This is a genomic window from Marinactinospora thermotolerans DSM 45154 (genome assembly GCF_900167435.1).
GTDB lineage: Bacteria > Actinomycetota > Actinomycetes > Streptosporangiales > Streptosporangiaceae > Marinactinospora > Marinactinospora thermotolerans.
In genome coordinates this window covers 186,486-213,093 of record NZ_FUWS01000003.1, presented here as the reverse complement: position 1 = coordinate 213,093, position 26,608 = coordinate 186,486, and the positions used below count along the sequence as shown (strand labels likewise).

Below are 26,608 nucleotides of genomic sequence, written 5' to 3'. Positions count from 1 at the left end.
CTGACGTGCGTGGCATGCCCCGCCGCGCTTTATCGGAGAAGGGGAACGCCCTGCGGGGCGGGGACGCTGGAAGGCTCTGGTACCGATGCGGGGAACCGGGCGGGGTCGACCTCTCCGGCCACCACCCCTTCCAACGGGATCGGACCGAACAGCTCGCGTCCGGCCGCGGCGACCTCGGCCACCGTGACGTCGCGCAACACGTCCGGCAGCTCCGCGAGCCAGGACGGGCTCCGCCCGGCGGAGACGGTCGCCCGCAGCACGTCCGCGGTGAGGGAGGGGGAGTCGAACGCCGACAGCATCTGCGCGGCGCAGAAGGAACGCGCCGCATCCACCTCGATCTCGTCCGGCGGCTCCTCCGACAGACGCCGTGCCTCCAACCGCACGTCGTTCAGCAGGACGTCCACGAGCTCGGGGGCGACCGTGGCACGGACGAACGCCCGTGACCGATCGAGAAGCACGTCCCGTCCCGCCGACGCCACGTACCCGGCCTCCCCACGCCGGGTGGCCCGGACGGCCAACCGGGAGCGGAAGTAACCACCGAAGACGGCGGTGGCGAGATAACGAGCGGCCTCCCCCGGCCCCGAGGTGGGCTCCGCCGCGCACAGAGTGGCGTGGACGATCCCCGACCCCGGCCGGGGCAGCGCGAACAGACCGCTGGGAGGGGGCGGGGGGAACGTCGCGGCGGGAGACGGGGCGGGCCACGGGGACAACGCGTTTCGCGCGGTCGCGAACACCGTCTCCGCGGTGCCGCCGCCGACCACGACGAGCAGGCCCCCCGGCGTGCGCGTGATCGAGCGGTGTAACGCCTCGATGGAATCCGGCCGGGTCCCCGCTCCCTCCTCCGGGCGCCCCGCCCAACGGGTCCGGATCAGGTCGTCGGCGAGGCGTTCCAGCGAGCGTGGCGCCGCGGGAGAGGGGGACGGCGGACCGAGGGGGGTCCCCTCCGCCGACAGCGCGGCGACGAGCACGGCCAGGGCGGGGCCGAGCTCCTGCCGGTAGGCGGTGCAGGCGGCGTCGATCCATTGGCCGTCGGTGGTGAGGGAGACGGAACGGTCCGGCGTTTCACCGTCTCGGACACGGCCGCGCAGGAGGTCCAGGAGGGCGTCGACCCCACCGGGATCGGTCCACCCGGACCGCCCCAGGGGGAGACGCAGCCGGATGTGGGCCAGTGGCGTGCGGTCGTCGGGCAGGGCGACGACCCGGACACCGCCGATGGTGGTGTCGCCCAGTCCGTCCAGGCGCGGCGTCCGGACGGGGCCCAGGGGAGGAAGCGGACGCGGCCCCGCCGGAGTGCGGCCGACCTCCTCGGCGCTGGTCCGGGAAGCGGTGGCGGCGGGAACGGTCGGGACCGATGGCCGGAGGCGCTGTGTCCCCGGCCGGATCGCCAGGACACCCGGGTGCGCGGCGGCCAGGGAGCGGGCGGCCGTGGCGACCTGTTCCGGACCGATCCTCCCGATCCGGTCGGGTAGCTCGTCGAGGAGTTCCGCCCTCCCGAACAGGATCTCCAGGCGTCCCAGGGCGCGGCTCCGCTCGCATATGTCACCGTAGCGTGTGTGGTGCTCGGCGATCAGGGAGCGTGTCGCGTCGGCGCCACCGGGGTCGGGCTCGTCCGCCCACCGCCGTAGCTGGTCGTGGACGGCGTCCACCATGCGCCGGGGGTCAAGACCGCCCGGCAGGGCCGCGCTGATGATCATGGTGTCGGGGTCGCGCGCGTCCAGGGTTCCGAAGAACCCGCAGCTGGTGGTGATCGCCGCCCTGCCGGACGCGTCCCGATGGCGGTCGGTCAGGACGCGGGCGAGGACCAGGTGGGCGAGGTAGCCCTCCAGGTCGGTTCCGGGATCGGGAAGCCGGTGGCCGATCGCCAACGCCGTCCCCGAAACACCGGGTTCGGAGCAGAACGTCCACCGGGTCTCGGTCAGGGGCGGTTCGGCCTGGTCCACCGCGGGGGGAACAGGGCGGGGCGCGATGTCGCCGAAGTGGCGTTCGACCAGTACCACCGCCTGCTCGGGGTCGAAACCGCCGGACAGCGTCAGGACCGCGTTGCCGGGCGCGTAGTGGGTCTGGAAGAAGTCCGCGCAGTCGTCCACCGTGATGCGGCGGAGCCGGTCGACGTCGCCGTATCCGTCGTGGGCGTTGGGGAAGGAGCGGTACACGGCACGGGGCAACAGAGGCCACGGGAAACCCCCGTAGGGGCGGGCCACGGTCGCCTGATGGATCTCCTCCCCGACCGCTGTGAGCTGCTCGGCGAGGTTGCGCGGGGTGAAACGAGGTGCCCTCATCCGGTCGGCCTCGCTGAACAGCGCCTGTTCGAGAGAGGCCGACGGCACGACCTGGTAGTAGTCGGTGTAGTCCTGGTGGGTGGTGCCGTTGACGACGCCGCCCACCCGGTGGACGTGATCGTGGAAACGGCCGTCCGGCAGGCTCTCGCTTCCCTGGAACATCAGGTGTTCGAAGAGGTGGGCGAACCCCTCCCGCCCCGGCGGCTCCGAACGGAATCCGACCCCGTAGTGCACGGTGATCCCCACCCTCGGGATCCGGGGGTCGGGTTCCAGGATCACCGTGAGTCCGTTGGCCAGTGTCATCCGGTGGGGCCGGGAGCGGTGCGGCTCCTTGGCGGTGGTCACGTTGTCTCCTGTCACAGGTCGATCAGGAATCCGAGGAAGTCCGCGTACCGCTGCACCTCGGGGGGCGTGCCGCCGACATAGGCGGTGAAGTCGTGGAGGTGCAGTGCGAGGCGGAGGGCGGCCAGGCGGTTCCAGGCGCTCTCCGGGGTCCGTCCGTACCCCTCGTAGAGGGCGTCCAGCAGGGCCTGCCACGCGGGCGCGGCTCCCCCGATCTGCCACTTGATCTCGATCAGCTCGCCGGTGACCCAACCGAGGTCGAACGTCCAGGGGGCCAGGCACAGGTCCTCTCCGCTCAGGAGGACCGCGGGAGCCGAGACGCCGGGGACCAGCGCTCCCAGGCTGGGCGCGCCGTGCGCCACGACCCGGTCGGGATCGTGGAGCGCCTGCTCGTTCCAGGCGCACAGCCGGCTCCAGCGCTCGGCGCCGATCCGGTCGTGGACCAGGGCGGCGGCCTCCCCGGCGAAGCCGTGGACCGGGCGCCGGGACAGCCACGTGTCGAGCCGGGCCATGCCCCGGGGGATCCGGGGAAGGGGATGATCGGCCGGAGGCGTCACCGAGTGCACCGCGCGCAGGGCGTGGCCGACTCCCCTGAACAGGGGGACCAGATCCGTGTCCGGTCCGGCGCGTAGCAGCCGACCGGCGAGAGATTCCACCCCTTCTGTCCGGTAGCTCCTGCTCGGTCCCTCCGCCCGGCCCACGGACACGGCCACGCTGTTCCCCGCGGTGGCCGCCTCCACGAGGGAACGGAGAACCGGATCGATCGGGGTGAAGGCGGAGTCCGCCAGCGGTCCCGGGGAACGCCGCCACAGGAATCCCGCCCCGGCCGGACTGATCGAGGTCCTCAGGAGCCCCGTCCCGAACACCAGCCGCGGTCGCGTGTCGGCGGAGGAGGCCGCGGGTCGCGTCGTCATGCGGACGCCTCCGAAGCGGCCCCGCTGACGTCCGTCTCCTCCCGGGAGCCGGGGTCCCGGGCGTCGCGCAACCGCTCCAGAGCCTCCAGACAGTGCGGGAGCAGGGCGGGAGCCCAGGCGCCCGGACGTCCTGTCGTCACACTGATGCCGGGGCGTGGCGGCATGACGACGACATTGGGCCGGGCGGCGAGCGCCGAGCGGTGCGCCAGATAGGCGGGGCTGTCCACGCCACCAGGAGGAAGAGCGGGGGCCACGACGATGGGGGCCTTCGTGCACTGGGCGGCCAGGAGCGCGGGACTGTCGGCCAGGCCCAGCGCCAGGCGGGCCGTGAAGTGCAGGGTCGCCGGATAGACCAGGACGGCCTCGGCCCACTCGGCGAGTTCGACGTGCAGGGCCCGCGGATCGTCCTCCGGCCAGGTGTCGGGGATCACCTCCCCGTTGATCCGGCCGTGCAACGCGGTCGGGGTGACGAAGCGGCGGGCGCTCCTGGTGAGGGCGAGCATGATCTCCAGGTCGGGGTAGCAGGTGCGCAGCCAGGTCCCCCAGAACGGCAGGTCCGCGGTCGAGACCGAGCCGGTGGCGACGAGGAGGAGCCGGGACACCCCGAACTCGGGCACCCCGAGCAGCGCGGCCCGCTCCCCGGCCTCGGAACGGGGCGGTTCGGTCTCGCTCATCGCGTCACCTCGGTCAAGACCGTCTCCAGCTCCAGCAGCGACGTCTTCGCCCCGTACTGCCGGCAGACCCCGGAGACGTTGAGGACGATCTCGTCGGCGCCCGCCGCCCGGAACCCGTCCAGCCCCTCGGCCACGGTCGCCGGGTCGCCGAACAGGAAGGCGTCGCCCTTGATCAGAGCGCGCGCGCCGGAGAGCGGGTCCTCCGGGTCGATGGGGATGCCCGATCGGCGCAGCATGTCGACGTAGTGGGGCAGGGAGATGTGGCCCATGTTGCTGGTCAACGCCAAAGTGAGCCCATCGCGGCCCTCTCCGCTCAGGGCCAGGGGGACGATGGCGACGACCCGGGGGACGGGCCGGCCGGCCTTTGCCGCGCCCGCGCGCAGGGCGGGCATCAGCGTGTCGCGAAGGTAGGACGCCGGGGTCAGCCAGGTGATCGCCACGTCGGCGATCTCCCCGGCGAGCTCGGCCATACGCGGGCGTAGCACGCCGATGCCCACTTCGACCGGAGGGCTTGGGAGGGACGGTAGACCGTTCTCGCAGTGGAAGTACTCCCCGGCGAGGTTGACGACCTCACCGGAGACCAGCCCTTTGACGATCGTGGCGTATTCGCGTGTCGCCTGAAGCGGGCTCGCGTAGGGGCGGCCCAGAACGCTGGACTGGAACACCCGCGCACCCGGCCCGAAACCCGCCACCACCGGATGCCCGGTCGTCACGGCCAGGCTCTTGGCCTGGAGGGCCGCCTCCAGCGGATGCCGGAGCGGCATCAGGGTGACCCCGGTGCCCACCGGCACCCGGAATCCGGCGACCGCCGCAGCGGTGAACATCTGGTGTGGGTCGCTGACCGTCGCCTGCCCCTGCCACAGGCGACGAGCGGCGCTCCACTGCACCAGCGCCGCGTAGGGGAGGAGCTGTTCGGCTCTCAGCGGCACGACGGGCGCGAGAATCGAGTATTCGGTCATTGGCCACCCAATCGTTCAGACGAGTACGGATGAGGAGACACCCGTCGACCGCCCCCTGACGAGATCGGCGTACTCGGGGCAGCTCTTCAGCAGTTCTTCGTGGGTCCCCTCCGCGACGGTCCGGCCGTCTCCCAGCACGATCACGTGGTCGGCGTGCTGCACGGTGGAGATCCGGTGGGCCACGACGAGGAGGGCGCGATCCACCGCGAGGACGTCCACGGCGTTGCGGAGCCGCTGCTCGTTCACGCCGTCCAGCTGCGAGGTGGGTTCGTCCAGCAGCACCAGCCGGGCGTCGCTGAGCAGCGCCCGAGCCAGGGCCAGGCGTTGACGCTGGCCGCCGGACAGATCGTTCGCTCCGCCCAGGACCGTGTCCAAACCGTCCGGAAGGGCGCGGACCACGTCACCGAGTCCCACCGTGTCCAGGCAGTCCAGCAGCACCTCGTCGGAGGGAGGCGCCGTCAGACCGAGCGTCAGGTTGCCGCGGATGTCGTCACGCAGCAGGGTGAACCCCTGGTCCACGTAGGCGAGAAGGCCGCGTAGCTCCTCGGCGCTCAACGCCTCCTGGGGGCGACCGAACACGGTGATGAGCCCGGAGTCAGGCGTCATGAAGCGCTCGGTCAACCCGAGGACGGTGGTCTTCCCCGCCCCCGAGAGTCCGACCAGTGCCGTGAGCCCGCGTCGTGGAACGGTGAAGTCGACACCGCGCAGGACCGGGGCGTCGTCGTATCCGAAGGTCACGTCCTCGAAGCGCAGGGCCGGCGCGTCGGGGGAGGGGGTGGAGGGGGACACGCTCCTGCGCGCGGGGACCGAGGTCTGCTCGAAGGGGAGCGCGAACACGTCGTTGAAGCGTTTGCGCGCGACCATGCCCGCCTGGAGCGTGGCGATCCCCGACACCGCCATCATGAGAGGGGCGGCGAGTTGGAGCAGGTAGAGCAGGAAGGCGACGAAGGACGAGAGGGGAAGCTCACCGTCGACCAGCCGGGCACCTCCGCCGATGATGACGCTCACGAGCGCGATCTGCTGTCCCAGGTTGATGATCGGGACCATCAGGCTCTCGACCCGTGCCGTGCCGATCTCCACGTCCGCGACGCGTTCGGCGTTTCGGGACAGGTCTCCCGCCACCGTCTGCTCGGCCCGGCACGCCTTGATGATCGGCAGCGCGTCCAAGGCCGCGACGAAGTCCTCGGAGAGACTGCCGATCTCGTTCTGCACCGCCTGGTATCTGCGCCGTAGGGAGACGATCACGGCCGCGATGATTCCGATCGCGACGGCGAACGCGGCCAGGGTGATGAGAAGCAGGACCCAGTCCAAGACGCACATGACCACGAGGGTGCCGAGCAGCGTGATAGCGGCCATGGGGAGCTGGATCGGGCCGATGTCGACCGCGTTCTTGAGCTGGGAGGCGTCGGCGGTCAACCGGGCGGCCAGGTTGCCGCTGCCCTCCCTGCGGGCGTCACGCAGGCTCACCCCCAGCGCGTGCCGCATGGTCCTGACACGGACCCGGTAGAGCATGCGGTGTCCCAGCTTCGCCAGGAGGTAGGAGGAGAGCGCACCCGAGATCGCGGTCGCGGCGCCCACGCCGATCATCGCCACCGCCCAGGACGAGAGCCCCTTCCCCTCCTGGAGAGCCGCGATGAGCGCGGCGGCCACCATGGGCAACGCCAAGGAGGCGATCGCCGACACGAGGGAGAGCAGGGCGATGACCACCATCGTGCCCTTCCCGCCCTGAAGCAGTTCCGGGAGGATCTTGAACTCCCGATGCGGGTCTTCCTGTTCCATGCGGGTCTCTCCTGCGGAATGTGTTCGTCGGCATCCGTGTCGGGCCCGGGTGAGGCGTCTGTGCGTCCTTCCGTCCGCCACGTCCGTCCCTGGGGGGCGGGCGCGGGCCGGGGAAGGCCGGACTCCGCGCCCGCGGACATCGCCGAACGGTCGCGCGCTGGTATCGACCGTTCGGTCAGGGAGTGGACGGCGTCCCCGGCAGGGCACGGGAACGCCGCCGTCATGGGGTTATCAGCAGCCGTCGATGACGGTCTGTCGGGTGAAGGCGTAGCTGACGGTGAACGCGCAGAAGGTCGTCGTCGCAGCGGGAGCCTCGGACTCGGAGGAAACGTTCATCGCGTCCGCGTCCGTCCAGGTCTGGTACCCGGAGATCAATTCCATGATCTCGTTGGACTTCTCCATGGCTCTTTTCCTTTTCGGTGATAGTGGGGGGTGAAAGGGGATTTTCGGGGGGGGGGTCAGCAGCCGTTGACGACCGTGGCCGCCACGCCGCCGCTGAACGCCGCACAGGGGGCGGAGCTCACGGCGGAAGCGGCGTAGATGCAGGGAAGGGTGGTGATCGAAACCGTGGTGACGGTGATCGACGCGGGGGCGTCGGCGGCGGCGCTGATGTTCAGCTCGGCCACGTCGGTGTAGGCCCCGTAGCCCTCCATCAGTTCCATGATCGCCAGGTTCTTCTGCACTTTTCGCTCTTTTCTGTTGAGAGCCGACCTGGAAACAGGGAATGTGTATACCCACTCCCTGCAACCGTGTCGGTTTCAACTTTCGGCGAATTCCGCATCGCCGATGTTCCGAGCGGGTTCCGAAGCGCATATTCCGGCCTCGGTGAACTGTTGTCCGATCACCTCCTCCACCGGGAGTTCGTCGCGGACGGATTCCACCAGGGCCTGGGCGAGCACCCCGGCCCGGTGCTGGCCGAAGCTCAGTCCGCGCATGTGGGGACGGGGGTCCTCGGGCTCCCGGGCGATGGCGACACCGGGGCTGATCGGTACGGCGAAGACCGAGGTCCGTGTCCCGATGCCATCGACGCCGCGCAGCAGGGCGGGGATCCGCCGGGCGATGTGCGCGGAGTCGGGGCGCAGGTAGACCACCAGGCCATCGGAGCGGGGGAACAGCACGTCCGACGACAGCACCTTCGCCCGGTACGGCGTCTGGCTCTCCTCAAGGAGGCGCAGGACGTGTTCCCAGACGAGGAGGGCGGCCTCGGCCTTCTCCAGGTGGACGTACAGACGCAGGATCGGGCCGGCGGAGTGGACGGAACGTGTCCCGTCCACCAGGAAGAACCCGGGGGACAACGCGGCCCTGCACGGGGAGACCACCATGTCCACGACGGCTCCGACGGAGGCCCCCTCCGACCGGATCCGGTCGGCCGCGACCCTGATCCGTACCCCGTCGCGTTGCACGACGACCGTGCGCCCCGACGTCTCGGAGACCTCCGGGTCGCTGCACAGCACCACGCGCGTCACGGTCTCCCGATGGGGCACGCGCTCGGCGAGTTCCCGTTCGAGCCGTGGATCACGGATGTGGAAGGGGACCGCGTCCCCGGCAGTGGAACGTCCGGCGTGGAAGACCTCGTACAACGTCGTCGAGAGCTTGCGACGCAGGTCATGGTGGTCATCGGCCTCGATCTCCTGGCCGTCGACGACGGCACCGCGAAGATCGGGACGGATTCGGACCCGTTCGAGGGCCTGCAACAGGCGGGGGGAGAGCCGGCCGGTGTGGTCCGTGCCGCTCTTCCGCGGGGAAACGGTGACGGTCATGGCATCCTTCCCAGGCCGATCGCCGACGCGAACCGGTCAGGAGACAACAGGGCGGTCCGCCCGATCCCCGCGGCGGCGCGTTCGATACCGGAGAGTTTGGAGGTGCGGGAACTTCCGGCGAGCAGGCGATCGAGCAGGTGCCAACCGGCGAAGGCCGTCGCACGCTCGGCGAGCTCGCCGTCCACCGTCTCGCCACGGACACCGACGTATCCCCGCCAGAACTGCTCGATGTGCGGGCGAAGGCGTTCCAGGCTCGCGGCTCCCCGCTGGATGACCGTCTCGTGGGTCAGCTCGTCGGCGATCGGTTCGGCGCCGCCGCGCGTGGTCACGATGTCGAGGACCGAGCGGTACAGCCACTCGCCGGCGAAGCCGCCGACGTCCCGGGCGGGGTCCGCCAGCCGGAACTCCTCCCAGTCGGAGATGAGCACCGTGCCGTCGGCGACCAGGAGCTGGTCGACCCGGAAGTCGCAATGGGCGGGGACCTTGGGGGCCATCTGTTCTCGACGCCGGAGCCCGGCCACGGCACGGGCCAGTTCGGGGTCGCCCTGCATCAGCTGCCACGCCTGGAGCTCGCCGAAGCTGAGCTGGTCGAACATCACCGAGGGCAGTGCTTCGAGCAGTTCCACGGACGGCTGGATGGGGGGAGCCTCCGTGACCAGCGTGTCCGCGGGAGGAGTGGCGGCGTGTACCAGACCGAGCGCCTCCCCCGTGAGTCTCGACAACTCCTCGCCGAACTCCTCGTCGACCATCAGTGACGCGCCGCTGACGGCGCCGTCGACGCCCTCGAAGACGACGATGCCCGCCTCGGGGTCACAGCCCAGGAGCTCGGGTACCCGGAGGCTTCCGGGGGGAAGGGAGGCCGCGAAGCGCTGGAAGGCCATGAGGCGCGCCATCCTGGAACGCACGTCCGGCTCGGCCCCGACGAGTCGTTTGACGAACACCTTCCGGACGGGGGTCTCGCCGACCCAGACCTGGTTACGCCCGGGAGGCGCGGACAGGGTGTCCCGATCCAACGGGCCGAGTCCGAGACGGACCAGCAGGGCCTCCACGGCGGGGACCCGATCGAGATCGGCGGGCGCATAAGGCGAGGTCCGTCCCTGATGACCCCCTTCGGCCGTGGCGGCCACCGCGGGTTCACCCATGGTCGCCCACGATCCCGGCCGAAGCCGATGAGGAGCGAGCGCACCCGCTCGGTGAGTTCTGTCGGACTGGCATGCCCGAACAGTAACCAGGCACCCCTCGGAGATACGGCAGTTAGAGGCGGCAGGGAAACGGCAGTTGACGGGCAGTTCCGCCGTTCGTATGACGAACGCTCCCGGTCTCGTCGGAGACCGGGAGCGTCACTTCGGAGAGGAGCGGCCCTCGCCGTCAGGCCGCCGCCGCGGCGCCCGCGGGGGAGACGCTCAACGCGTCCTTGGACTCGTCGAGGTCGACCACGACGGTGTCGCCCTCGTGCAGCTCACCCGACAACAGCGCCTTGGCCAACGGATCGCCGATCGACGACTGGACCAGCCTGCGCAGCGGGCGGGCACCGTACACCGGGTCGTAACCGGTGAGCGCGAGCCACTCGCGCGCCGCGGGGGTGACGTCCAGGCGCAGCCGGCGGTCGGCGAGGCGCCGCGCCAACCGGTCGACCTGGAGGTCGACGATCTTCGTCAGCTCCGTGGTGGACAGCGCGTCGAACATGATCACGTCGTCCAGCCGGTTGAGGAACTCCGGCTTGAAGGTGGAGCGGACCACGGTCATGACCCTGTCCTCACGGGCCTGCTCGTCCAGCGAGGGGTCCACCAGGAACTGCGACCCCAGGTTCGAGGTCAAGATGAGCAGCGTGTTGCGGAAGTCCACCTGGCGGCCCTGGCCGTCGGTCAGCCGGCCGTCGTCGAGGACCTGCAACAGCGTGTCGAAGACCTCGATGTGCGCCTTCTCGACCTCGTCGAGCAGCACGACCGTGTAGGGCCGGCGCCGCACCGCCTCGGTGAGCTGACCGCCCTCCTCGTAGCCGACATAGCCGGGAGGCGCGCCGACCAGCCGCGAGACCGAGTGCTTCTCGGAGTACTCGCTCATGTCGATGCGCACGATCGCGCGCTCATCGTCGAACAGGAACTCCGCCAGCGCCTTGGCCAGCTCGGTCTTGCCCACGCCGGTGGGGCCGAGGAACAGGAAGGAGCCGGTGGGGCGGTCGGGGTCGGAGATGCCGGCGCGGGCGCGGCGCACCGCGTCGGAGACCGCGCGCACGGCCTTGGACTGGCCGATGAGCCGCCGGCCCAGCTCCTCCTCCATGCGCAGCAGCTTGGAGGTCTCGCCCTCCAGCAGGCGCCCGACCGGGATGCCGGTCCAGGAGGACACGACGTCGGCGACGTCGTCCGCGCCGACCTCGTCCTTGACCATCGTGGCGCCGGCCTCGCGCTCGGCCTCGGCCTCGGCCGACGACGCCTCCTCCAGTTGCTTCTCCAGCTGGGGGATCTCGCCGTACATCAACCGCGAGGCGGCCTCGAAGTCCCCGTCGCGCTGGGCGCGTTCGGCCTGGCCGCGCAGGGCGTCCAGCCGCTCCTTGAGCTCACCCACCCGGTTCAGGCCGGCCTTCTCCTGCTCCCAACGGGCCACCAGGCCGTTGAGCTGCTCCTGCTTGTCGGCGAGGTCGGCGCGCAGGCGGTCCAGACGCTGCCGGCTGGCCGCGTCGGACTCCTTCTCCAGCGCCATCTCCTCCATCTTCAGGCGGTCCACGGCCCGCTGGAGCTCGTCGATCTCGACCGGGCGGGAGTCGATCTCCATGCGCAGCCGGGACGCGGCCTCGTCGATCAGGTCGATCGCCTTGTCCGGAAGGAACCGGGCGGTGATGTAGCGGTCGGACAGCGTCGCCGCCGCGACCAGCGCCTGGTCGGAGATCTGCACCTTGTGGTGGGCCTCGTAGCGGCCCTTCAGGCCGCGCAGGATCGCGATGGTGTCGGTGGCCGACGGCTCGCCCACGAACACCTGCTGGAAGCGGCGCTCCAGGGCGGGATCCTTCTCGATCCGCTCGCGGTACTCGTCCAGGGTGGTCGCGCCGACCATGCGCAGCTCGCCACGGGCCAGCATGGGCTTGAGCATGTTGCCGGCGTCCATCGCGCCCTCGGCCGCGCCGGCGCCGACCACGGTGTGCAGCTCGTCGATGAAGGTGATGACCTGGCCGTCGCTCTCCTTGATCTCGGTGAGCACGGCCTTCAGCCGCTCCTCGAACTCGCCCCGGTACTTCGCCCCCGCCACCATCGCGGGCAGGTCCAGCGAGATGAGGCGCTTGTCCCGCAGCGACTCGGGCACGTCACCGGCCACGATGCGCTGGGCGAGCCCTTCGACGACGGCGGTCTTGCCCACGCCGGGCTCGCCGATGAGGACCGGGTTGTTCTTGGTGCGCCGTGACAGGACCTGGACGACCCTGCGGATCTCGGAGTCGCGCCCGATGACGGGGTCGAGCCCGCCGGAGCGCGCCCGCGCGGTCAGGTCGACGCCGTACTTCTCCAGCGCCTGGTAGGTCTCCTCGGGGTTCTCCGACGTGACGCGGCCGTGTCCGCGCACACGCTCGAACGCCTCCAGGAGCGCCTCGGGGGACGCGCCGGCCCCGCGCAGGACCTGGCTCGCCTCGCCCCCGTCCGCGGCCAGCCCGACGAGCAGGTGCTCGGTGGAGACGTACTCGTCCTCCATCTGCTGGGCGCGCTGCGCCGCGGTGTTCAGCGAGATGATGAGCTGCCGGGAACTGGCCGGGGCGCTCACCGACGCGCCGGCGGCCTTCGGCAGGCCCGCGATGGCCTCCTCGACCCTGCGGTTCACCTCGTCGGGGTCGACCCCGACCTCCTTGAGCAGCGGCCGGATGATCCCCTCGCCCTGGGCGAGGAGGGCCGCCAGCAGGTGGACCGGCTCGACCTGCGGACTGCCGTCCGTGGTCGCGCGCCGGATCGCCGCCGAGACGGCCTCCTGGCTCTTACGGGTGAGTTTGTAATCCATGCCCTTGCCGCCCCCTTGCGAAAATCGCCATGACGTCGTCTGCACCCGGTACCCGGCCCGCCGCCCGGCCCGACGGGCGAGGCGGCCCTACTGCTCGGGAGGCCGGGTACCGGTTTCGAAGATCGTGACGCGGGTGCGCCGCACCGGCAGCAGCTCGCCGCCGGCGGGCCGGCCGGCGGTGCGCCTGGCCACGGCGTTGCGCGCCGCGTCGAGTTCGTTGCGCAGGTGGAACAGGTGCTCGTGGAGCTCGGCCACCTCGCGCTGGAGTTCGAGGATGCGTTTGATCCCGGCGAGGTTGATGCCCTCTTCCTGGGAGAGGCGCTGCACCTCGCGCAGCATCTGGATGTCCCGCATCGAATAGCGTCGGCCGCGACCGGCCGTACGGCCCGGCGAGACCAGGCCGAGACGGTCGTACTGTCGCAGCGTCTGTGGGTGTAGTCCCGACAGCTCGGCGGCCACGGAGATGACGTAGACCGGGCTGTCATCGCCGAAGAGCTGGTCGTTCATGGGTCTTACGCCCCCTTCGCCCGTGCTTCCAGACCGCTCCGCGGGTCCTCGCCGGAGGTCGCGGCGCGGAACTTCTCCAGGGCCTCTCGGGCCTCGCCGTTCAGGTTCTGCGGTACCGCGACCTCGACGGTGACGAGCAGGTCGCCCGTTGTCCCGTCGCGGCGCTGCGCCCCCTTGCCGCGCACGCGGAACGTGCGGCCGTTGGGGGTGCCCGGTGGGATCTTCACGGTGACCGGGAAGCCGTTGAGCGTCGGCACCCGGACGTCGGCGCCGAACACGGCCTCGGGGAAGGTCACCGGGACGGTGACGGTCAGGTTGTCCCCGCTCCTGCCGAACAGGGGGTGAGGTTGCACGTGCACCACCACATAGAGGTCGCCGGCCGGACCGCCGCGCTCACCCGGAGCGCCCTTGCCCTTGATCCTGATGCGCTGGCCGTCGGTGACGCCCGCGGGAATGCGGGCCTGGATCGTGCGGGTGCTCGTACCGCGGCCACTGCCGTTGCAGACGGGGCAGGGGTCGTCGACGACGAGTCCGCGTCCCTTGCACTGGCTGCAGGGCTCGGACAGCGAGAAGCCGCCCAGGTTCTTGTTCTCGTGTCCGGTGCCGGCGCACTTGGGGCACACCCGGGGCGTGGTCCCGGCCTTGGCCCCGGTGCCGTGACAGGTGCCGCAGGCGGCCTCGCTGGTGAGCTTGAACGAACGGGTCACGCCGTTGGCGGCCTCGCTGAAGGACAGCCGGGTCTCGGTCTCGACGTCGGCGCCGCGCCGGGCCTGAGAGGTCGAGCGGCCGCCACGGTTGCCGAACAGGCCCCCGAAGAGGTCGCTGAGCCGTTCGCCGCCGCCCCCCGCGGTCTGACCGAACAGGTCGCCCAGGTTGAAGTCCCCGGCGCCGCCGGCACCGCCCGGCCGGTAGGCGCCGCCGAACAGCGAACGGGCCTCGTCGTACTCCTTGCGCCGGGTCTCGTCGGACAGGACGTTGTAGGCCTCGGAGATCTCCTTGAACTTCTCCTCGGCGGTGCTGTCGCCCTTGTTCGCGTCCGGGTGGTACTGCCGGGCGAGCTTGCGGTAGGACTGCTTGATCTCGTCCTTGGTGGCCGTCTTTGAGACTCCGAGGACCTTGTAATAGTCCTTCTCCAGGTAGTCCTTCGTGCTCATCGACGTGTGCCTTCTCCCGTTTCGCTGCGCTCAGGGTCGATTATCGGACCGGTGCGGACCGCCCCGGGCGCCGTCGCCGGCACCCGGGGCGGAACCTGTCACTTCTGTTCTTGGTCGGTGCCGGTCTCGGGGGCCTCGCCCCCGGAGGCGGCTTCGGGTCCGGCCTGGTCCGCCGGGGTGTCCGCCGCCTCGGCGGCGGGCTCCTCGGTGGGACCGGCCACGACCACGCGGGCCGGCCGCAGCACCCGCTCGCCGACGAGGTAGCCCGGCTGGAACACCTCGATCACCGTCGGAACGCTCACCTCGGGCGAGGGCACCAGGGTCAGGGCCTCGTGGACGTTGGGGTCGAACTCGTCGCCCTTCTCGCCGTACTTCTTCAGCCCCAGCTTGGTGACCAGCGACTCCAGCGACTCGCCGACCGACTTGAAGCCACCGGTCAGCTCGTTGTGCTCGCGGGCCCGGCCGATGTCGTCCAGCACCGGCAACAGCTCGCTCATCACCTGAGCGGTGGCCTGCTCGCGGACCGCGATCCGGTCGCGGTCCACGCGCTTGCGGTAGTTGGCGTACTCGGCCTGGAGCCGCTTGAGGTCGTTGGTGCGCTCCTCCAGCTGCGCGCGCAACTCCGCGATCTCCGCGCCGTCGGCGGAGGGGGCGGCCTCCTCGGCCGTCTCCTGCGCCGGGGAGTCCGGAGAGGGCTCCGCGGCCCCCTCCGGGGTGCGCAGCTCACCGGTCTCCGGATCGATGCGCCGTTTGTCGCGGATCACCGGCCCCTGCTGTTCGCGGCCGTTGTCGTTGTCCGGCAGCGCCATTTGCTGCGCCTCCTCTTCAGCGTCGTGGTCAGGCGGTGCCGTTGCGCTTGCCGTTGTCCTCGTCGACGATCTCGGCGTCGACGACGTCGGCGTCGTCGGCGTTGGCCTGGGCGCCGGCGTCGGTGGACGCGCCGCCCTGCTGGCCCTGGCTGTAGATGGCGGACCCGATCTTCTGGCTGGCCAGCGCGACCTTCTCGCTCGCCGAGCGGATGGCCTCGATGTCGGAGCCCTCCAGCGCCTTCTTCAGCTCGCCGACAGCGCTCTCGGTCTCGGTCTTCACATCCGCCGGGATCTTGTCCTCGTTGTCCTTGATGACCTTCTCGGTCTGGTAGACGAGGGACTCGGCGTTGTTGCGGACCTCGGCCTCCTCGCGGCGCTTGCGGTCCTCCTCGGCGTACTGCTCGGCCTCGCGGACCATCTTGTCGATGTCGTCCTTCTGCAGGCCGGAGCCGCCGGTGATCTGGACCGACTGCTCCTTACCGGTGCCGAGGTCCTTCGCGGTGACGTTCACGATGCCGTTGGCGTCGATGTCGAAGGTCACCTCGATCTGCGGGACGCCGCGCGGCGCCGGGGGCAGGCCGGTGAGGTCGAAGACGCCCAGCTTCTTGTTGTACTGGGCGATCTCGCGCTCGCCCTGGTAGACCTGGATCTGCACGGAGGGCTGGTTGTCCTCGGCGGTCGTGAAGATCTCCGAGCGCTTGGTCGGGATCGTCGTGTTGCGCTCGATGAGCTTGGTGAACACACCGCCCTTGGTCTCGATGCCCAGCGACAGCGGGGTGACGTCCAGCAGCAGGACGTCCTTGACCTCGCCCTTGAGCACACCGGCCTGGAGGGACGCGCCGATGGCGACGACCTCGTCGGGGTTGACGCCCTTGTTGGGCTCCTTGCCGCCGGTGAGGCTCTTGACCAGGTCGACGACCGCGGGCATACGGGTCGAACCGCCGACCAGCACGACGTGGTCGATCTTGTCCACGGTGATCCCGGCGTCCTTGATGACCTGGTGGAACGGCGCCTTGGTGCGCTCGAGCAGGTCGGCGGTCAGCCGCTGGAACTCCGCGCGGGTGAGCTTCTCGTCGAGGTGCAGCGGGCCCTCGGCGGAGGCGGTGATGTAGGGCAGGTTGATGGAGGACTCGCTGGAGCTGGACAGCTCGATCTTGGTCTTCTCCGCGGCCTCGCGCAGACGCTGGAGCGCCATCTTGTCCTTGGACAGGTCGACGCCGTTGCTGTTCTTGAAGCGCTCGACCAGCCAGTCGACGATGGCCTGGTCCCAGTCGTCACCACCGAGGTGGTTGTCGCCGTTGGTGGCCTTGACCTCGACCACGCCGTCGCCGACCTCCAACAGGGAGACGTCGAAGGTGCCGCCACCGAGGTCGTAGACCAGGATGGTGGCCTCCTCCTCCTTCTCCAGGTGGTAGGCCAGGGCCGCGGACGTGGGCTCGTTGATGATGCGCAGGACGTTGAGGCCGGCGATCTTGCCGGCGTCCTTGGTGGCCTGGCGCTGGGCGTCGCTGAAGTAGGCCGGGACCGTGATGACGGCGTCGGTGACCTCTTCGCCCAGGTAGGCCTCGGCGTCCCTCTTCAGCTTCTGCAGGACGAAGGCGCTGATCTGCTGCGGGTTGAAGGACTTGCCGTCGATCTCGACGGACCAGTCCGTGCCGATGTGGCGCTTGACCGACCGGATGGTCCGGTCGACGTTGGTGACCGCCTGGCGCTTGGCCACCTCGCCGACGAGCACTTCACCGTTCTTCGCGAAGGCCACGACGGACGGGGTGGTCCGGGCGCCTTCGGCGTTGGCGATGACCGTGGGCTCGCCGCCCTCCAGGACCGAGACGACCGAGTTCGTCGTTCCCAGGTCGATGCCGACCGCACGTGCCATGAGTACGTCCTCCGTCAAGGTTGAGTCTTACAGGCGCAGTATTTCTTCTGGGCCACTCGGCTGTCAAATCACTTGAGCCGAGCGGACTCAAGTCTGTGTGCATACGGTCCAACGCGGGGATCCCCGTCCTTGTTCCCGGGGGCGCGGATTTCTCACTGGAGGGACGGCGGGCCCGGGGATATCCCCGGGAAAGCCTTGACCCGTCTCAGGGGTGAAAGGTGGGCAGGTGGGGGTGAGGGTGGAGTGGGGTGAGGTGGTGTCGCGGGGGAGTGTGGGGCTCATTAACGTAGGTGGGGGCACCGACCGTGCGGTCGGAATGTGGTGCGGGGGTTCACCGCTCTCGGCTACTCGCTAGTAACATTGCTTGACCCCGGCGCGCGGAGCGCCGGAACCGACGCAGCAGGATGGGAGGCCGCGGGGCGTGGACGCTGTGAAATGGGGCCTGGTGATCTTCACCTTGGCCATATCAGCGGCCGGCTGGGGCATGTTCGTGTACGCGGTGGCGCAGATCGTGCGTCACGTGCGGCTCGGCAAACCCGCGCCGGACCGTTTCGGTCCCTTCTGGCCGCGGTTGAAGACCATGCTGGTCGAGACCGTCGGTCACACCCGAATGCTCAAGTGGAGCGTCATCGGGGTGGCGCACTGGTGGGTGGCCTTCGGCTTCCTGCTGCTGGTGCCGACGCTGGCCCAGGCCTACGGTCAGCTCTTCGACCCGGAGTTCGTGCTCCCGATCATCGGGCACTTCGCCCCCTTCGAGTTCATCGTCGAACTGTTCTCGTGGGCCACGTTGATCGCCATCGTGGTGCTGATCGCGATCCGCCAGATCAGTCACCCGCGCAGGCTCGGCCGGGCCTCCCGGTTCGAGGGGTCCAACTTCCCCCGGGCCTACTTCGTCGAGTTCGTCATCGTGGCGATCCCGGTGCTGGTCCTGCTCCTGCGGGGCATGGAGGGCGCCCTCCAGGGCGTGGACTCCTACAACCTCCACTACGCGCTCAGCTATCCGCTGGTGCTGGCGTTCTCCGGAGCCCCGACCGCCGCGCTGGAGACGGGCATCCTCGTCGCCGCGGCCCTGAAGATCATCATCTCGATGACGTGGATGATCGTCCTGGCGCGCAACCTCACCATGGGCGTCGCCTGGCACCGCTTCGCCGCCTTCTTCAACATCTACTTCAAACGCAACGCCGACGGCTCGCCCGCGCTGGGCCCGGCCAAGCAGATGCTGAACAAGGACGGCCAGCCCCTGGACTTCGAGGAGGCCGACCCCGACGAGGACCCGTTCGGCGTCGGTAAGATCGAGGACTTCACCTGGAAGGGCCTGCTCGACTTCACGACCTGCACCGAGTGCGGTCGCTGCCAGTCGCAGTGCCCGGCGTGGAACACCGGCAAGCCGTTGTCGCCGAAGAAGCTGGTCATGGACCTGCGTGACCACGCCTACGCCAAGGCGCCCTACCTCATGCAGGGCATCACCGAGGAGACGCCCGACATCCACGACGACGTCCTCGCCCTGCTCGGCAAGCCCCTCGTGGGCACCGAGGAGGAGGGGGGCGTGATCCACCCCGACGTGCTGTGGTCCTGCACCAACTGCGGCGCCTGTGTCGAGCAGTGCCCGGTGGACATCGAGCACATCGACCACATCCTCGACATGCGCCGCTACCAGGTCATGATCGAGTCGAGCTTCCCCTCCGAGGCGAGCACCCTCCTGAAGAACCTGGAGAACAAGGGCAACCCCTGGGGGATGAGCGAGCAGAAGCGCCTTGACTGGGTCGAGGAGCTCGACTTCGAGGTCCCGGTGGTCGAGGACAAGCTCCCCGAGGGGACCGAGTACCTGTTCTGGGTGGGCTGCGCCGGAGCGCTGGAGGACCGGGCGAAGAAGACCACGAAGGCGATCGCCGAGCTGCTGCACATGGCCGGCGTCAAGTTCGCGGTGCTCGGTGGCATGGAGGCGTGCAGCGGCGACCCGGCCCGCCGGCTGGGCATGGAGTTCGTCTTCCAGATGCTGGCCCAGCAGAACGTCGAGACGCTCAACGAGGTCGGCGCCACCAAGATCGTGGCGAGCTGCCCGCACTGCTTCAACACGTTGGGCAACGAGTACCCGCAGCTCGGCGGCGACTACGACGTCGTTCACCACAGCCAGCTCCTGGCCCGCCTGGTCGAGGAGGGCCGGCTCACCCCGGTCCAGCCGATCGAGGAGAACATCACCTACCACGACCCGTGCTTCCTGGGCCGCCACAACAAGGTCTACACGCCGCCCCGCGAGATCATGGCGCAGGTGCCCGGCATCAAGACCGTCGAGATGCACCGGCACAAGGAACGGGGCTTCTGCTGTGGCGCCGGCGGCGCGCGGATGTGGATGGAGGAGCGCATCGGCAAGCGCATCAACACCGAGCGCGTGGACGAGGCGCTGACGACCAACCCCGACACCGTCTCCACCGCCTGCCCCTTCTGCCAGGTCATGCTCGGTGACGCGATCAACGAGAAGAAGTCGAAGGGCGAGGCGAAGGAGACGCTGGAGGTCGTCGACGTCTCCCAGCTGCTGCTCCGTTCGGTCAAGGGGGAGTCCCCCGCCGCGGGCGAACCCGTGCGGGAGAACGCCTGACGCCTTTACCGGCCGGCACACGACGAGGCCCGGACACGTCACCACGTGTCCGGGCCTCGTCGTTCGCGCGGCCCGCCGGCGGGCTCACGGCCGGACCGCGCTCCCGAGGAGGCGGGGGTCGGGCCCGGGGCGGAAGTCGGGCGGCGCCACCTGGTGAACCATCCGGAGGTCGCCCCCGGTGTCGCGCTCGACGACGGCGAAGGCGGGCGCCCCGTCGCGGATGTGGCCGAGGCACACGACCTCGGTGGGGCCGATGGTCGCCTGGTGTCGGTCGTGCAGGTGACCGCAGAAGTGCCAGCGCGGTCGCAGGCGCTCGCACAGGGCGCGTAGCTCGGGCCGGCCGGCGTCGGCCCGGTCGGGGGCGCCGATCCCCGCCGGCCAGTCGTGGGTGAGCAGGAGGTCGACCGGGGCCGAGCGGCCCACGCCCCGACCGACCCGCCGCACCTCCTCGGCGGTGTAGTAGCTGCGCTCCCGAGCGGTCTCGCGTCGCGGCCGGGCGGCGTCGCTGACACGGGCCGAGTGGATGCCGGACAGGAACGCCACGCCGAGACCTGCGATCTCGGTGCGGCCCGCGCGGCCCAGGAAGTGGACGTCCCGGCTCCACCGCCCGGGGCCGGCCGCGTCCAGGGCGGGCCAGGGCTCGTGGTTGCCACCGATGAAGTACAACGGGGCACCCAGGTCGATCAGCCCCTCGGCCAGGAGCGGGAAGTCGCCGATCCCGCGGTGGCCGGCGGGGGAGCGCACGCCCGCGGCGTCGGCCTCGTCGCGGTTGGCCTCGACGTCGCCGACGGCCAGGATGGCGTCGAGCGGGCCGAGCCAGGCGCGGACGGCCGACGACCAGGCGGCCAGCAGCGCGAACGCGCCGTGGACGTCCCCGGTGATCAGGATGCGGGCGGGAGGTGCGGGCGCCCTGCGCTTGCGTGCCACGACCGGGACTCCTTCGGGGCGGGAGGGCCCGACGGTACCGGAACGACGTCCCCTGGCGGTATCCGTTTTCGCGGCCCGTGCCCGGCCGCCGCCGCGGGGAGGGCGCCGCCGGCCACGGCTCAGCGCCGTGAGCGCTGGGGGCAGCGTCCGCGGCGGCGCCGGGGCTCGGGCGACAGCGGGACGTGCGCGTCGGAGTCGCCGGCGCGCCGTTGGGGGAGGACGCCGAGCACCGCGTCGATCTGCTCGGTCGACAGCCGTCCCTCGGTGGCGGCCACGGCGGTCAGCAGCTCGGAGTACAGCTCGATCTCGGCGAGCGCCACGTGGTCGTGGAGGCGCGTATCGAGGTTGGAGTTCACCGCGGCCACCTCCATCGAAATCGGGTTCGAGCCGGGGAGACGGCCGCGACGTCCTGGGCGGTCTGATAGGACACACCGTCTCCGCGGTCAAGGCTACGTGGCAGTAGCCTTCCGCCACATGACCCAGAGGGACCATTCTGGAACCATCTGTTGCTTCCATTCCAAGGCTGGTCTGAAAGGCAATGAAACGGAGGCGATCAGAGGTTCCATGTCTGTTTCTCAGAGCCGATTCGGCCGCAAGAACATGAAACGAAGACAGGGAAGGAGTGTCCGTCCGAACTGGTCCGCTCAGCGCCAGCGCACGCCGCGGTGCTCCTGGGCGTAGGAGGCGTACTTCTCCGGGGTGCGCGCGAACACCGCGCGGTCGTCGTCGGTGAGTTCGCGGATCACCTTTCCGGGGACACCGGCCCACAGCGTGCCGGGGGGGACCGTCCGGCCGGGTGGGACCAGGGACCCCGCCGCCACGAGCGCGCCGGCACCGACCCGCGCGCCGCCCAGGACGATCGCGCCGATACCGATGAGCGCCCCCTCCTCGACGATCGCGCCGTGGACCATCGCCTTGTGGCCCAGGCTCACGCGGTCGGCCAGGATCGCGGGTTCGCCCGGGTCGGAGTGCAGCCCGCACTGGTCCTGGATGTTGCACCGCTCGCCGACGATGATGTCCTCGGTGTCGGCGCGCAGCACCGAGCCGTACCAGACGCTGCTGCCCGCGCCGATGCGCACCCGGCCGACGATGACCGCCCCCGGCGCGATCCAGGCGTCCGGTGCGATGTCGGGCGAGCCGAACGCGGCGTCCCCCACCAGTGGACCGGTCATGTGTGGGCCTCCTCGGAGTCGGATGCGCGGCGGTAGGGCGGTAACGGAATGGCCTCTAGCGTCCACGCGCGTGCGAGAACGCGCATACCTTAGTTGGAACGCGATCCCGGTGATCTCGACGGTCCGGCATCGCGGGCCGCCCCCCTCGATCCCGCCGGGTCCGGGGACGGGTCATGGTCCCGGCCCGTTCTGCCGTCCGAGGTGTCACGTTCCGTACACTCCATCACTCCCTGTCGCCACAGATGACCACACGTCCGAAAAACGTGAAATGAACGTCACCCGAGTGTTTCCCCGCCGTTATGGGGATGGTAGGCAGAGTGGTGAGGCTTCCACCCCGTCTTGTAGCCAACCTGGTTGATTAGGACATGAAAGAACACAGCACCGAGATACTGCCGAATCTTCTCCGTGAAGACGCCTTCCCCACCGTGCGGAAGGGCGGCTACGACAAGCACCAGGTCGACGACTTCGTCGTCCGCAACCACAACCAGATCCGCGACCTCCAGGAACGTCTGGCCCGCGCGCACGACGAGATGGAGCAGTTGCGCCGTGAGCTGGCCGAGGCCCGCGAGAAGGCCGCGGTCAAACCCGAGCACGAGCAGATCAGCGAGCGCATGGCCGAGATCCTGCGCATCGCCGAGGAAGAGGCCGCGGACAAGCGGGCGCGGGTCGACAAGGAGGTCGAGCAGACCCGCAAGACGGCCCAGGACGAGGCCGCCAAGCGGATCAAGGACGCCGACGCCCACGCCGAGCGTGTCCTGGGCAGCGCGCGCGACCAGGCCAAGGAGCTGGTCGCCTCGGCCAAGCAGGAGGCCGAGCAGCTGCGCGACCAGGCCCGCCAGGAGGCCGAGCGCAAGCTCGCCGAGGCCGAGGGGCGCGCCAAGAAGATCCACGACACCGCCGACCGCCGCCTGGCGACGCTGACCGCCACGCACGCCGAGGCGGTCCGCCGTCTCGGGGACATGCGCGACACGCTCGCCGAGCTGCTCACCGCCGAGAAGAACGCCGGCCCGCTCGAAGCGGACCTGAAGCGGCCCGACGCCGAGGCGCGCAAGGAGGCCGAGTCCGTCAAGGAGGCCGCGAAGAAGGAAGTCAAGGAAGCCAAGGACGGCGCGAAGCCCGCTCCGAGCGCCGGCCAGGCGAAGAAGGACGCTCCCGTCGCCCCCGCCGCGGCCCCCGCCCCCGCGCAGAAGGCCCCCGCGCGGCCTGGCGCGTCCGCGGCCCCCACGGCGCCGGCCGCCACCGACGAGCCCACCGCCAAGCTCCCGTCGGCCGAGGGCGAGGCCACCATCAAGATCGAACCGGCGGACGACCAGGAGGAGACCATCCGCCTCAAGCCGGGCGAGACCTCCGCGTCCTCCCCCGCCACCGGGCCGAAGTCCCAGCCGGTCCGCCAGCACCCGCCGAGGCCCCAGGGGTTCCGCTACGCGGGTCCGGCCCCGGACGAGGGGGACAAGCCTCAGGGAGCCGTGGGCGGCGATCCGGGGATGACGGGCATCTACCGGCGGCCGGAGTCCTCTCCGGGCACCTCAGGCACACCCGAGGGTGGTGAAGGGGTCCGCATCATCCGGCCGTGACCCGCCGGCAGCGCCCCCGGCGCCATCGGGGTGCGTTTTCGGCCGGGCCGTCCACGCGACGGGCCCGATCGGGGCGCCGGGGTACGGCGACGTCGACCAGCAGGGCTGCGGGGTGCCGGTCCGGAGATCCACGGAAACTCCGGACCGGCGCCCTTTTGCGCCCTTGATGAGGGCTGACGTCTGTCTTGTGGATCGCTGTCGGCTACGATGCCGAAAGCCATGATTATCCGTGCGGCCATAAGGTCCGACCTAGGGGCGATCCTGCGCCTCCTGCGTGATCTGGGCGACACGATGCCCGCGCAGGGCGGCACCGTCCGCATGTCCTCGGCCGCGGTCCGGTCCTGGACCCGGATCGAGAACGATCCCGACCGTACGATCCTCGTCGCCGAGCGGCGGGGACAGATTATCGGCACGCTCGACCTGATCATGGTCGCCAACCTCACCCACGACGCCCAGCCCTGGGCCATCGTCGACAACGTCGTGGTGGACGGCGCCTGCCGTCGGCGCGGGGTGGGGCGGGCGCTCGTGGAGGACGCGGTCGAACGCTGCGTCGCCGCCGGGTGCTACAAGATCGAGGTGCTGTTCCACGAGAGCCGGCCGGACGCGCACGCCTTCTACCGGTCGATGGGCTTTGAGAACGCCGCCGAGGGGTTTCGCCGCTACCTCTGAGACGACGGCGCCCCGACCGGAACCCCTCCATAAAGGGGCCGGCCGGGGCGTGGGTCGGGATAGGGGGAGGGTCAGCGGGGGCGGGCCGAACGCAGCGGCACGTGCTTGAGGAAGAGCACCACCACGAACGCGAGTATCGCGACGGGGACGCCGACGAGGAACACCTGGTGCATCGCGTCGTTGAACGCGGTGAGGACCAGCTCCCTGAGGGGGTTGGGCAGCGCGTGGATCACCTCGGGCGACCCCGAGGCCGCGCCCTGGAGCGCCTCCGGCGAGACGCCGGACTCCGCCGACGCCGCGGCGACATCGGTCATCTCCGTGGTGAGCGTGTTCGTCATGATCGCCCCGAACGCGGCCACCCCGATCGAACCGCCGAGGTTGCGGAAGAAGGACACCGAGGAGGTCGCCGCCGCCATGTCCGTGCGCGCCAGCGCGTTCTGCGTCGCCAGGATGAGGATCTGCATGGACAGACCGAGCCCCAGCCCGATCAGCCCGACCCCGACGCCGACCAGGACGAGGCTGGAGTGCAGGTCGAGCAGCGTCAGCACACCGAAGCCCGCGGCCACCAGCAGCATGCCGACGATCGGATAGCCCTTCCACCTGCCGCTGCGGCTGACCAGCATGCCGGAGGAGATCGAGGAGGCCAGCATGCCGACGACCATGGGCAGGGTCATCAGCCCCGATTCGGTCGGGGTCATGCCCTTGACAATTTGCAGGTATTGCGGGAAGTAGATCATGACGCCGAACATGGCGATGCCCACCAGCAGGGAGGCCAGGCTGGCCAGGTTGAACGTGCTGTTGCGGAACAGGTGCGGCGGGATGATCGGGTCCTGGGCGCGGCGCTCGGCCACCACGGCCAGCACGGCGAAGACCAGCGTGGCCGCGCCGAGCGCGTAGGTGGGGACGGAGTTCCACTCGAACTCCTTGCCGCCGAGGCTGAGCGCCAGCATGGCGCAGCTCGCGGAGGCGACGATGAAGGTGGCCCCCCACCAGTCGATACGAGTGTCGCCGCGCTCCCGCCGGGGCATCTTCAGCAGCCACTGGATCACGATGAACGCCACGATCGCGACCGGAACGGTGATGAAGAAGCACCAGCGCCAGCCGAGGGGGCTGTCCACGATGAAGCCGCCCAGCAGCGGTCCGGCCACCGTCGACACGCCGAACACCGCGCCGAGGAAGCCGGCGTAGCGTCCGCGTTCGCGGGGCTCCACCACGTCGGCCAGGATGATCTGCGGCAGCGCGGCCAGGCCGCCGGCGCCGATGCCCTGGACGAGGCGGGCCCCGATGAGCCAGCTCATGTCCTGGGAGAAGCCGGCCGCCACCGAGGAGAGGATGAACAGGACGAGCGCGATCTGGAAGAGCAGTTTGCGCCCGTAGATGTCGGAGAGCTTGCCCCACAGGGGGGTCGAGGCGGTCATCGTGAGCAGCGTCGCGCTGGCCACCCACGAAAGCTTGTCCTGGCCGCCCAGCTCGCCGATGATCGTCGGCAGCGCGGTGCCGACGATCGACGTGGTGAGCATCGAGGTCAACATGGCCAGCATGAGACCGATCAGGATCTCGATCACCTGCCGCCGGGAGTAGGCGGGGACGCCCTCCCCCGAGCTCGCCGCGTCTTCGGCTAACGCCTCCTTGCGCACCGTTCGGTCCCCCAACTCTGTCACCGAGCCCCCGTTTCCGCTTTCAGGCATGCCTCTTCCCCGTCGAGAAGGGTGAGGGAAGAGGGGTGTCACATCATGTACCGGTATAAGTAAACAGTGTTGACTTGTCAAATCGGGCGCTATGCTCCCAAGCCCGGATGTCGCAGGATGGTGTCCGGGGAGAGACCGCCGACGATGAGTGAGGGACCGTGACATGAACCGCGCGGAGGCGGCCGAGGCCTGTGCCGACCGGGCTCGGGTGCGCGATCGGGAGGCGACGCGCCAGCGCATTCTCGACAGTGCCCGCGAGCTGTTCACCAGCTCCGGGTACGCCCAGGTCTCATCGCGGATGATCGCCGCCCACGCCGGCGTCAACGTGGCGTTGATCAATCGCTACTTCGGTGCCAAGCGGGGCCTGCTGGCCGAGGTCATCGCCTCGGAGGCGGTGTTCCCCGGCATCTTCGAAGGGGACGTGCAGACGCTTCCGCGCCGGCTGGCCGAGTACATGGTGCGGCGTTTCAACGAGGAGGGCACCCCCCTCCAGCGGGCGCTGGAGCACTCGGGCAGCGATCCCGACCTGCAGACGGTCTACCAGGAGCGGTTGCGAAACGCCATCATCGATCCGCTGGCCGACTACATCGGCGGGCCCGATGCGCGGGTCCGGGCCTCGCTGGTCGCCTCGCTGCTCGTCGGCGTCACGGTCCTGCGTCGGTCCGGCGGGGCGGCGTCGCTGGCCGGCCAGGATCCCACGGCCATGGTCAGGCGCCTGGAGCACTGCATCGCGGCCTGTCTGGACACCGAGGTCGGCTGATCCGCCGGCCGGGCCTGGAGCGCCGGCCGGATCCCGGTGTCGGAAACGCGTCGTGGGGTGGCGACGCGCTCTCTGTGGCGTCGTCCAATAGCGGAATCATCGGATGTCCCGGTACCCGACACGCCGATAACGTCGTGGTAACGGAGAGTTATGGGTGATGTGTGTTCTTCTGAACAACGGTGACTGGCCGT

At 70.2% G+C, this 26,608-nt stretch carries 22 protein-coding genes; 4 read left to right on the top strand and 18 right to left on the bottom strand.

Going from position 1 to position 26,608, the window contains the following annotated elements:
* Positions 1 to 29: 29 nt before the first annotated feature.
* The 14 genes from B5D66_RS25665 to dnaK form a co-directional block, all read right to left on the bottom strand.
* A complete protein-coding gene (locus B5D66_RS25665; RefSeq protein WP_200813547.1) occupies positions 30 to 2,624 on the bottom strand; it encodes a M16 family metallopeptidase in 2,595 nt (864 codons plus the stop codon).
* A gap of 11 nt (positions 2,625 to 2,635) precedes the next feature.
* On the bottom strand, positions 2,636 to 3,535 hold the full coding sequence (locus B5D66_RS06520; protein WP_078760729.1) for a hypothetical protein: 900 nt from the start codon (positions 3,533 to 3,535) through the stop codon (positions 2,636 to 2,638).
* The gene (locus B5D66_RS06515; RefSeq protein WP_078760728.1) at positions 3,532 to 4,209 is read right to left on the bottom strand and encodes a flavoprotein; all 678 of its coding nucleotides are present in this window, start codon (positions 4,207 to 4,209) and stop codon (positions 3,532 to 3,534) included. The genes B5D66_RS06520 and B5D66_RS06515 overlap by 4 nt, the downstream gene beginning before the upstream one ends.
* Positions 4,206 to 5,168 carry an LLM class flavin-dependent oxidoreductase gene (locus B5D66_RS06510; RefSeq protein ID WP_078760727.1) on the bottom strand — a complete coding sequence of 321 codons (963 nt, stop codon included), beginning with the start codon at positions 5,166 to 5,168 and terminating at the stop codon, positions 4,206 to 4,208. The genes B5D66_RS06515 and B5D66_RS06510 overlap by 4 nt, the downstream gene beginning before the upstream one ends.
* Before the next feature lie 15 nt (positions 5,169 to 5,183).
* A complete protein-coding gene (locus tag B5D66_RS06505) occupies positions 5,184 to 6,947 on the bottom strand; it encodes an ABC transporter ATP-binding protein (RefSeq protein ID WP_078760726.1) in 1,764 nt (587 codons plus the stop codon).
* A gap of 231 nt (positions 6,948 to 7,178) precedes the next feature.
* Positions 7,179 to 7,349, bottom strand: coding sequence for an LxmA leader domain family RiPP (locus tag B5D66_RS25400; RefSeq protein ID WP_159457221.1), 171 nt, complete (start codon positions 7,347 to 7,349; stop codon positions 7,179 to 7,181).
* 56 nt (positions 7,350 to 7,405) lie between these two features.
* Positions 7,406 to 7,630, bottom strand: coding sequence for an LxmA leader domain family RiPP (locus B5D66_RS06500; protein ID WP_078760725.1), 225 nt, complete (start codon positions 7,628 to 7,630; stop codon positions 7,406 to 7,408).
* Positions 7,631 to 7,705: 75 nt separating this feature from the next.
* Positions 7,706 to 8,707, bottom strand: coding sequence for a T3SS effector HopA1 family protein (locus tag B5D66_RS06495; RefSeq protein ID WP_078760724.1), 1,002 nt, complete (start codon positions 8,705 to 8,707; stop codon positions 7,706 to 7,708).
* A complete protein-coding gene (gene lxmK / locus B5D66_RS06490) occupies positions 8,704 to 9,849 on the bottom strand; it encodes a class V lanthionine synthetase subunit LxmK (RefSeq protein ID WP_078760723.1) in 1,146 nt (381 codons plus the stop codon). The genes B5D66_RS06495 and lxmK overlap by 4 nt, the downstream gene beginning before the upstream one ends.
* Before the next feature lie 226 nt (positions 9,850 to 10,075).
* Complete coding sequence (gene clpB / locus B5D66_RS06485) at positions 10,076 to 12,685, bottom strand: ATP-dependent chaperone ClpB (protein WP_078760722.1); 2,610 nt, start codon at positions 12,683 to 12,685, stop codon at positions 10,076 to 10,078.
* Between the two features lie 87 nt (positions 12,686 to 12,772).
* Positions 12,773 to 13,192 (bottom strand): heat shock protein transcriptional repressor HspR, encoded by a 420-nt coding sequence (locus B5D66_RS06480; RefSeq protein WP_078760721.1) that lies wholly within the window; start codon positions 13,190 to 13,192, stop codon positions 12,773 to 12,775.
* Positions 13,193 to 13,197: 5 nt separating this feature from the next.
* A complete protein-coding gene (gene dnaJ / locus B5D66_RS06475) occupies positions 13,198 to 14,346 on the bottom strand; it encodes a molecular chaperone DnaJ (RefSeq protein WP_078760720.1) in 1,149 nt (382 codons plus the stop codon).
* Positions 14,347 to 14,444: 98 nt separating this feature from the next.
* Positions 14,445 to 15,155 (bottom strand): nucleotide exchange factor GrpE, encoded by a 711-nt coding sequence (gene grpE, locus B5D66_RS06470; protein ID WP_078760719.1) that lies wholly within the window; start codon positions 15,153 to 15,155, stop codon positions 14,445 to 14,447.
* Positions 15,156 to 15,183: 28 nt separating this feature from the next.
* Positions 15,184 to 17,031 (bottom strand): molecular chaperone DnaK, encoded by a 1,848-nt coding sequence (gene dnaK, locus B5D66_RS06465; RefSeq protein WP_078760718.1) that lies wholly within the window; start codon positions 17,029 to 17,031, stop codon positions 15,184 to 15,186.
* Positions 17,032 to 17,515: 484 nt separating this feature from the next.
* On the opposite strand from dnaK, the gene B5D66_RS06460 reads away from it, so the two are divergent.
* Positions 17,516 to 19,627, top strand: coding sequence for a (Fe-S)-binding protein (locus tag B5D66_RS06460; RefSeq protein WP_078760954.1), 2,112 nt, complete (start codon positions 17,516 to 17,518; stop codon positions 19,625 to 19,627).
* Between the two features lie 84 nt (positions 19,628 to 19,711).
* Here the strand turns inward: B5D66_RS06460 and B5D66_RS06455 are convergent, their stop codons facing one another.
* The 3 genes from B5D66_RS06455 to B5D66_RS06445 form a co-directional block, all read right to left on the bottom strand.
* Complete coding sequence (locus B5D66_RS06455) at positions 19,712 to 20,554, bottom strand: metallophosphoesterase family protein (protein WP_159457220.1); 843 nt, start codon at positions 20,552 to 20,554, stop codon at positions 19,712 to 19,714.
* A gap of 119 nt (positions 20,555 to 20,673) precedes the next feature.
* The gene (locus B5D66_RS25395) at positions 20,674 to 20,910 is read right to left on the bottom strand and encodes a hypothetical protein (RefSeq protein WP_200813546.1); all 237 of its coding nucleotides are present in this window, start codon (positions 20,908 to 20,910) and stop codon (positions 20,674 to 20,676) included.
* A 288-nt stretch (positions 20,911 to 21,198) separates the two neighbouring features.
* The gene (locus B5D66_RS06445) at positions 21,199 to 21,726 is read right to left on the bottom strand and encodes a gamma carbonic anhydrase family protein (RefSeq protein WP_078760716.1); all 528 of its coding nucleotides are present in this window, start codon (positions 21,724 to 21,726) and stop codon (positions 21,199 to 21,201) included.
* A gap of 365 nt (positions 21,727 to 22,091) precedes the next feature.
* On the opposite strand from B5D66_RS06445, the gene B5D66_RS06440 reads away from it, so the two are divergent.
* Positions 22,092 to 23,300: a coiled-coil domain-containing protein gene (locus tag B5D66_RS06440; protein WP_200813545.1), complete on the top strand. Its 1,209-nt coding sequence runs from the start codon at positions 22,092 to 22,094 to the stop codon at positions 23,298 to 23,300.
* Positions 23,301 to 23,519: 219 nt separating this feature from the next.
* Positions 23,520 to 23,969 (top strand): GNAT family N-acetyltransferase, encoded by a 450-nt coding sequence (locus B5D66_RS06435; RefSeq protein ID WP_078760715.1) that lies wholly within the window; start codon positions 23,520 to 23,522, stop codon positions 23,967 to 23,969.
* 71 nt (positions 23,970 to 24,040) lie between these two features.
* Here B5D66_RS06435 and B5D66_RS06430 read toward each other — a convergent pair whose 3' ends face one another.
* A complete protein-coding gene (locus B5D66_RS06430; RefSeq protein WP_078760714.1) occupies positions 24,041 to 25,657 on the bottom strand; it encodes an MDR family MFS transporter in 1,617 nt (538 codons plus the stop codon).
* Positions 25,658 to 25,820: 163 nt separating this feature from the next.
* Between B5D66_RS06430 and B5D66_RS06425 the strand changes: the two genes are divergently transcribed.
* Positions 25,821 to 26,417 (top strand): TetR/AcrR family transcriptional regulator, encoded by a 597-nt coding sequence (locus tag B5D66_RS06425; protein WP_078760713.1) that lies wholly within the window; start codon positions 25,821 to 25,823, stop codon positions 26,415 to 26,417.
* Positions 26,418 to 26,608 lie beyond the last annotated feature (191 nt).

Excerpts from the sequence above, each read along its gene's own strand:
- B5D66_RS06520 (WP_078760729.1), bottom strand. The coding sequence starts at position 3,535 with ATGACGACGCGACCCGCGGCCTCCTCCGCCGACACGCGACCGCGGCTG.
- B5D66_RS06515 (WP_078760728.1), bottom strand. The coding sequence starts at position 4,209 with ATGAGCGAGACCGAACCGCCCCGTTCCGAGGCCGGGGAGCGGGCCGCG.
- B5D66_RS06510 (WP_078760727.1), bottom strand. The coding sequence starts at position 5,168 with ATGACCGAATACTCGATTCTCGCGCCCGTCGTGCCGCTGAGAGCCGAA.
- B5D66_RS06505 (WP_078760726.1), bottom strand. The coding sequence starts at position 6,947 with ATGGAACAGGAAGACCCGCATCGGGAGTTCAAGATCCTCCCGGAACTG.
- B5D66_RS25400 (WP_159457221.1), bottom strand. The coding sequence starts at position 7,349 with ATGGAGAAGTCCAACGAGATCATGGAATTGATCTCCGGGTACCAGACC.
- B5D66_RS06495 (WP_078760724.1), bottom strand. The coding sequence starts at position 8,707 with ATGACCGTCACCGTTTCCCCGCGGAAGAGCGGCACGGACCACACCGGC.
- lxmK (WP_078760723.1), bottom strand. The coding sequence starts at position 9,849 with ATGGGTGAACCCGCGGTGGCCGCCACGGCCGAAGGGGGTCATCAGGGA.
- clpB (WP_078760722.1), bottom strand. The coding sequence starts at position 12,685 with ATGGATTACAAACTCACCCGTAAGAGCCAGGAGGCCGTCTCGGCGGCG.
- B5D66_RS06480 (WP_078760721.1), bottom strand. The coding sequence starts at position 13,192 with ATGAACGACCAGCTCTTCGGCGATGACAGCCCGGTCTACGTCATCTCC.
- dnaJ (WP_078760720.1), bottom strand. The coding sequence starts at position 14,346 with ATGAGCACGAAGGACTACCTGGAGAAGGACTATTACAAGGTCCTCGGA.
- grpE (WP_078760719.1), bottom strand. The coding sequence starts at position 15,155 with ATGGCGCTGCCGGACAACGACAACGGCCGCGAACAGCAGGGGCCGGTG.
- dnaK (WP_078760718.1), bottom strand. The coding sequence starts at position 17,031 with ATGGCACGTGCGGTCGGCATCGACCTGGGAACGACGAACTCGGTCGTC.
- B5D66_RS06460 (WP_078760954.1), top strand. The coding sequence starts at position 17,516 with ATGTTCGTGTACGCGGTGGCGCAGATCGTGCGTCACGTGCGGCTCGGC.
- B5D66_RS06445 (WP_078760716.1), bottom strand. The coding sequence starts at position 21,726 with ATGACCGGTCCACTGGTGGGGGACGCCGCGTTCGGCTCGCCCGACATC.
- B5D66_RS06440 (WP_200813545.1), top strand. The coding sequence starts at position 22,092 with ATGAAAGAACACAGCACCGAGATACTGCCGAATCTTCTCCGTGAAGAC.
- B5D66_RS06435 (WP_078760715.1), top strand. The coding sequence starts at position 23,520 with ATGATTATCCGTGCGGCCATAAGGTCCGACCTAGGGGCGATCCTGCGC.
- B5D66_RS06430 (WP_078760714.1), bottom strand. The coding sequence starts at position 25,657 with ATGCCTGAAAGCGGAAACGGGGGCTCGGTGACAGAGTTGGGGGACCGA.
- B5D66_RS06425 (WP_078760713.1), top strand. The coding sequence starts at position 25,821 with ATGAACCGCGCGGAGGCGGCCGAGGCCTGTGCCGACCGGGCTCGGGTG.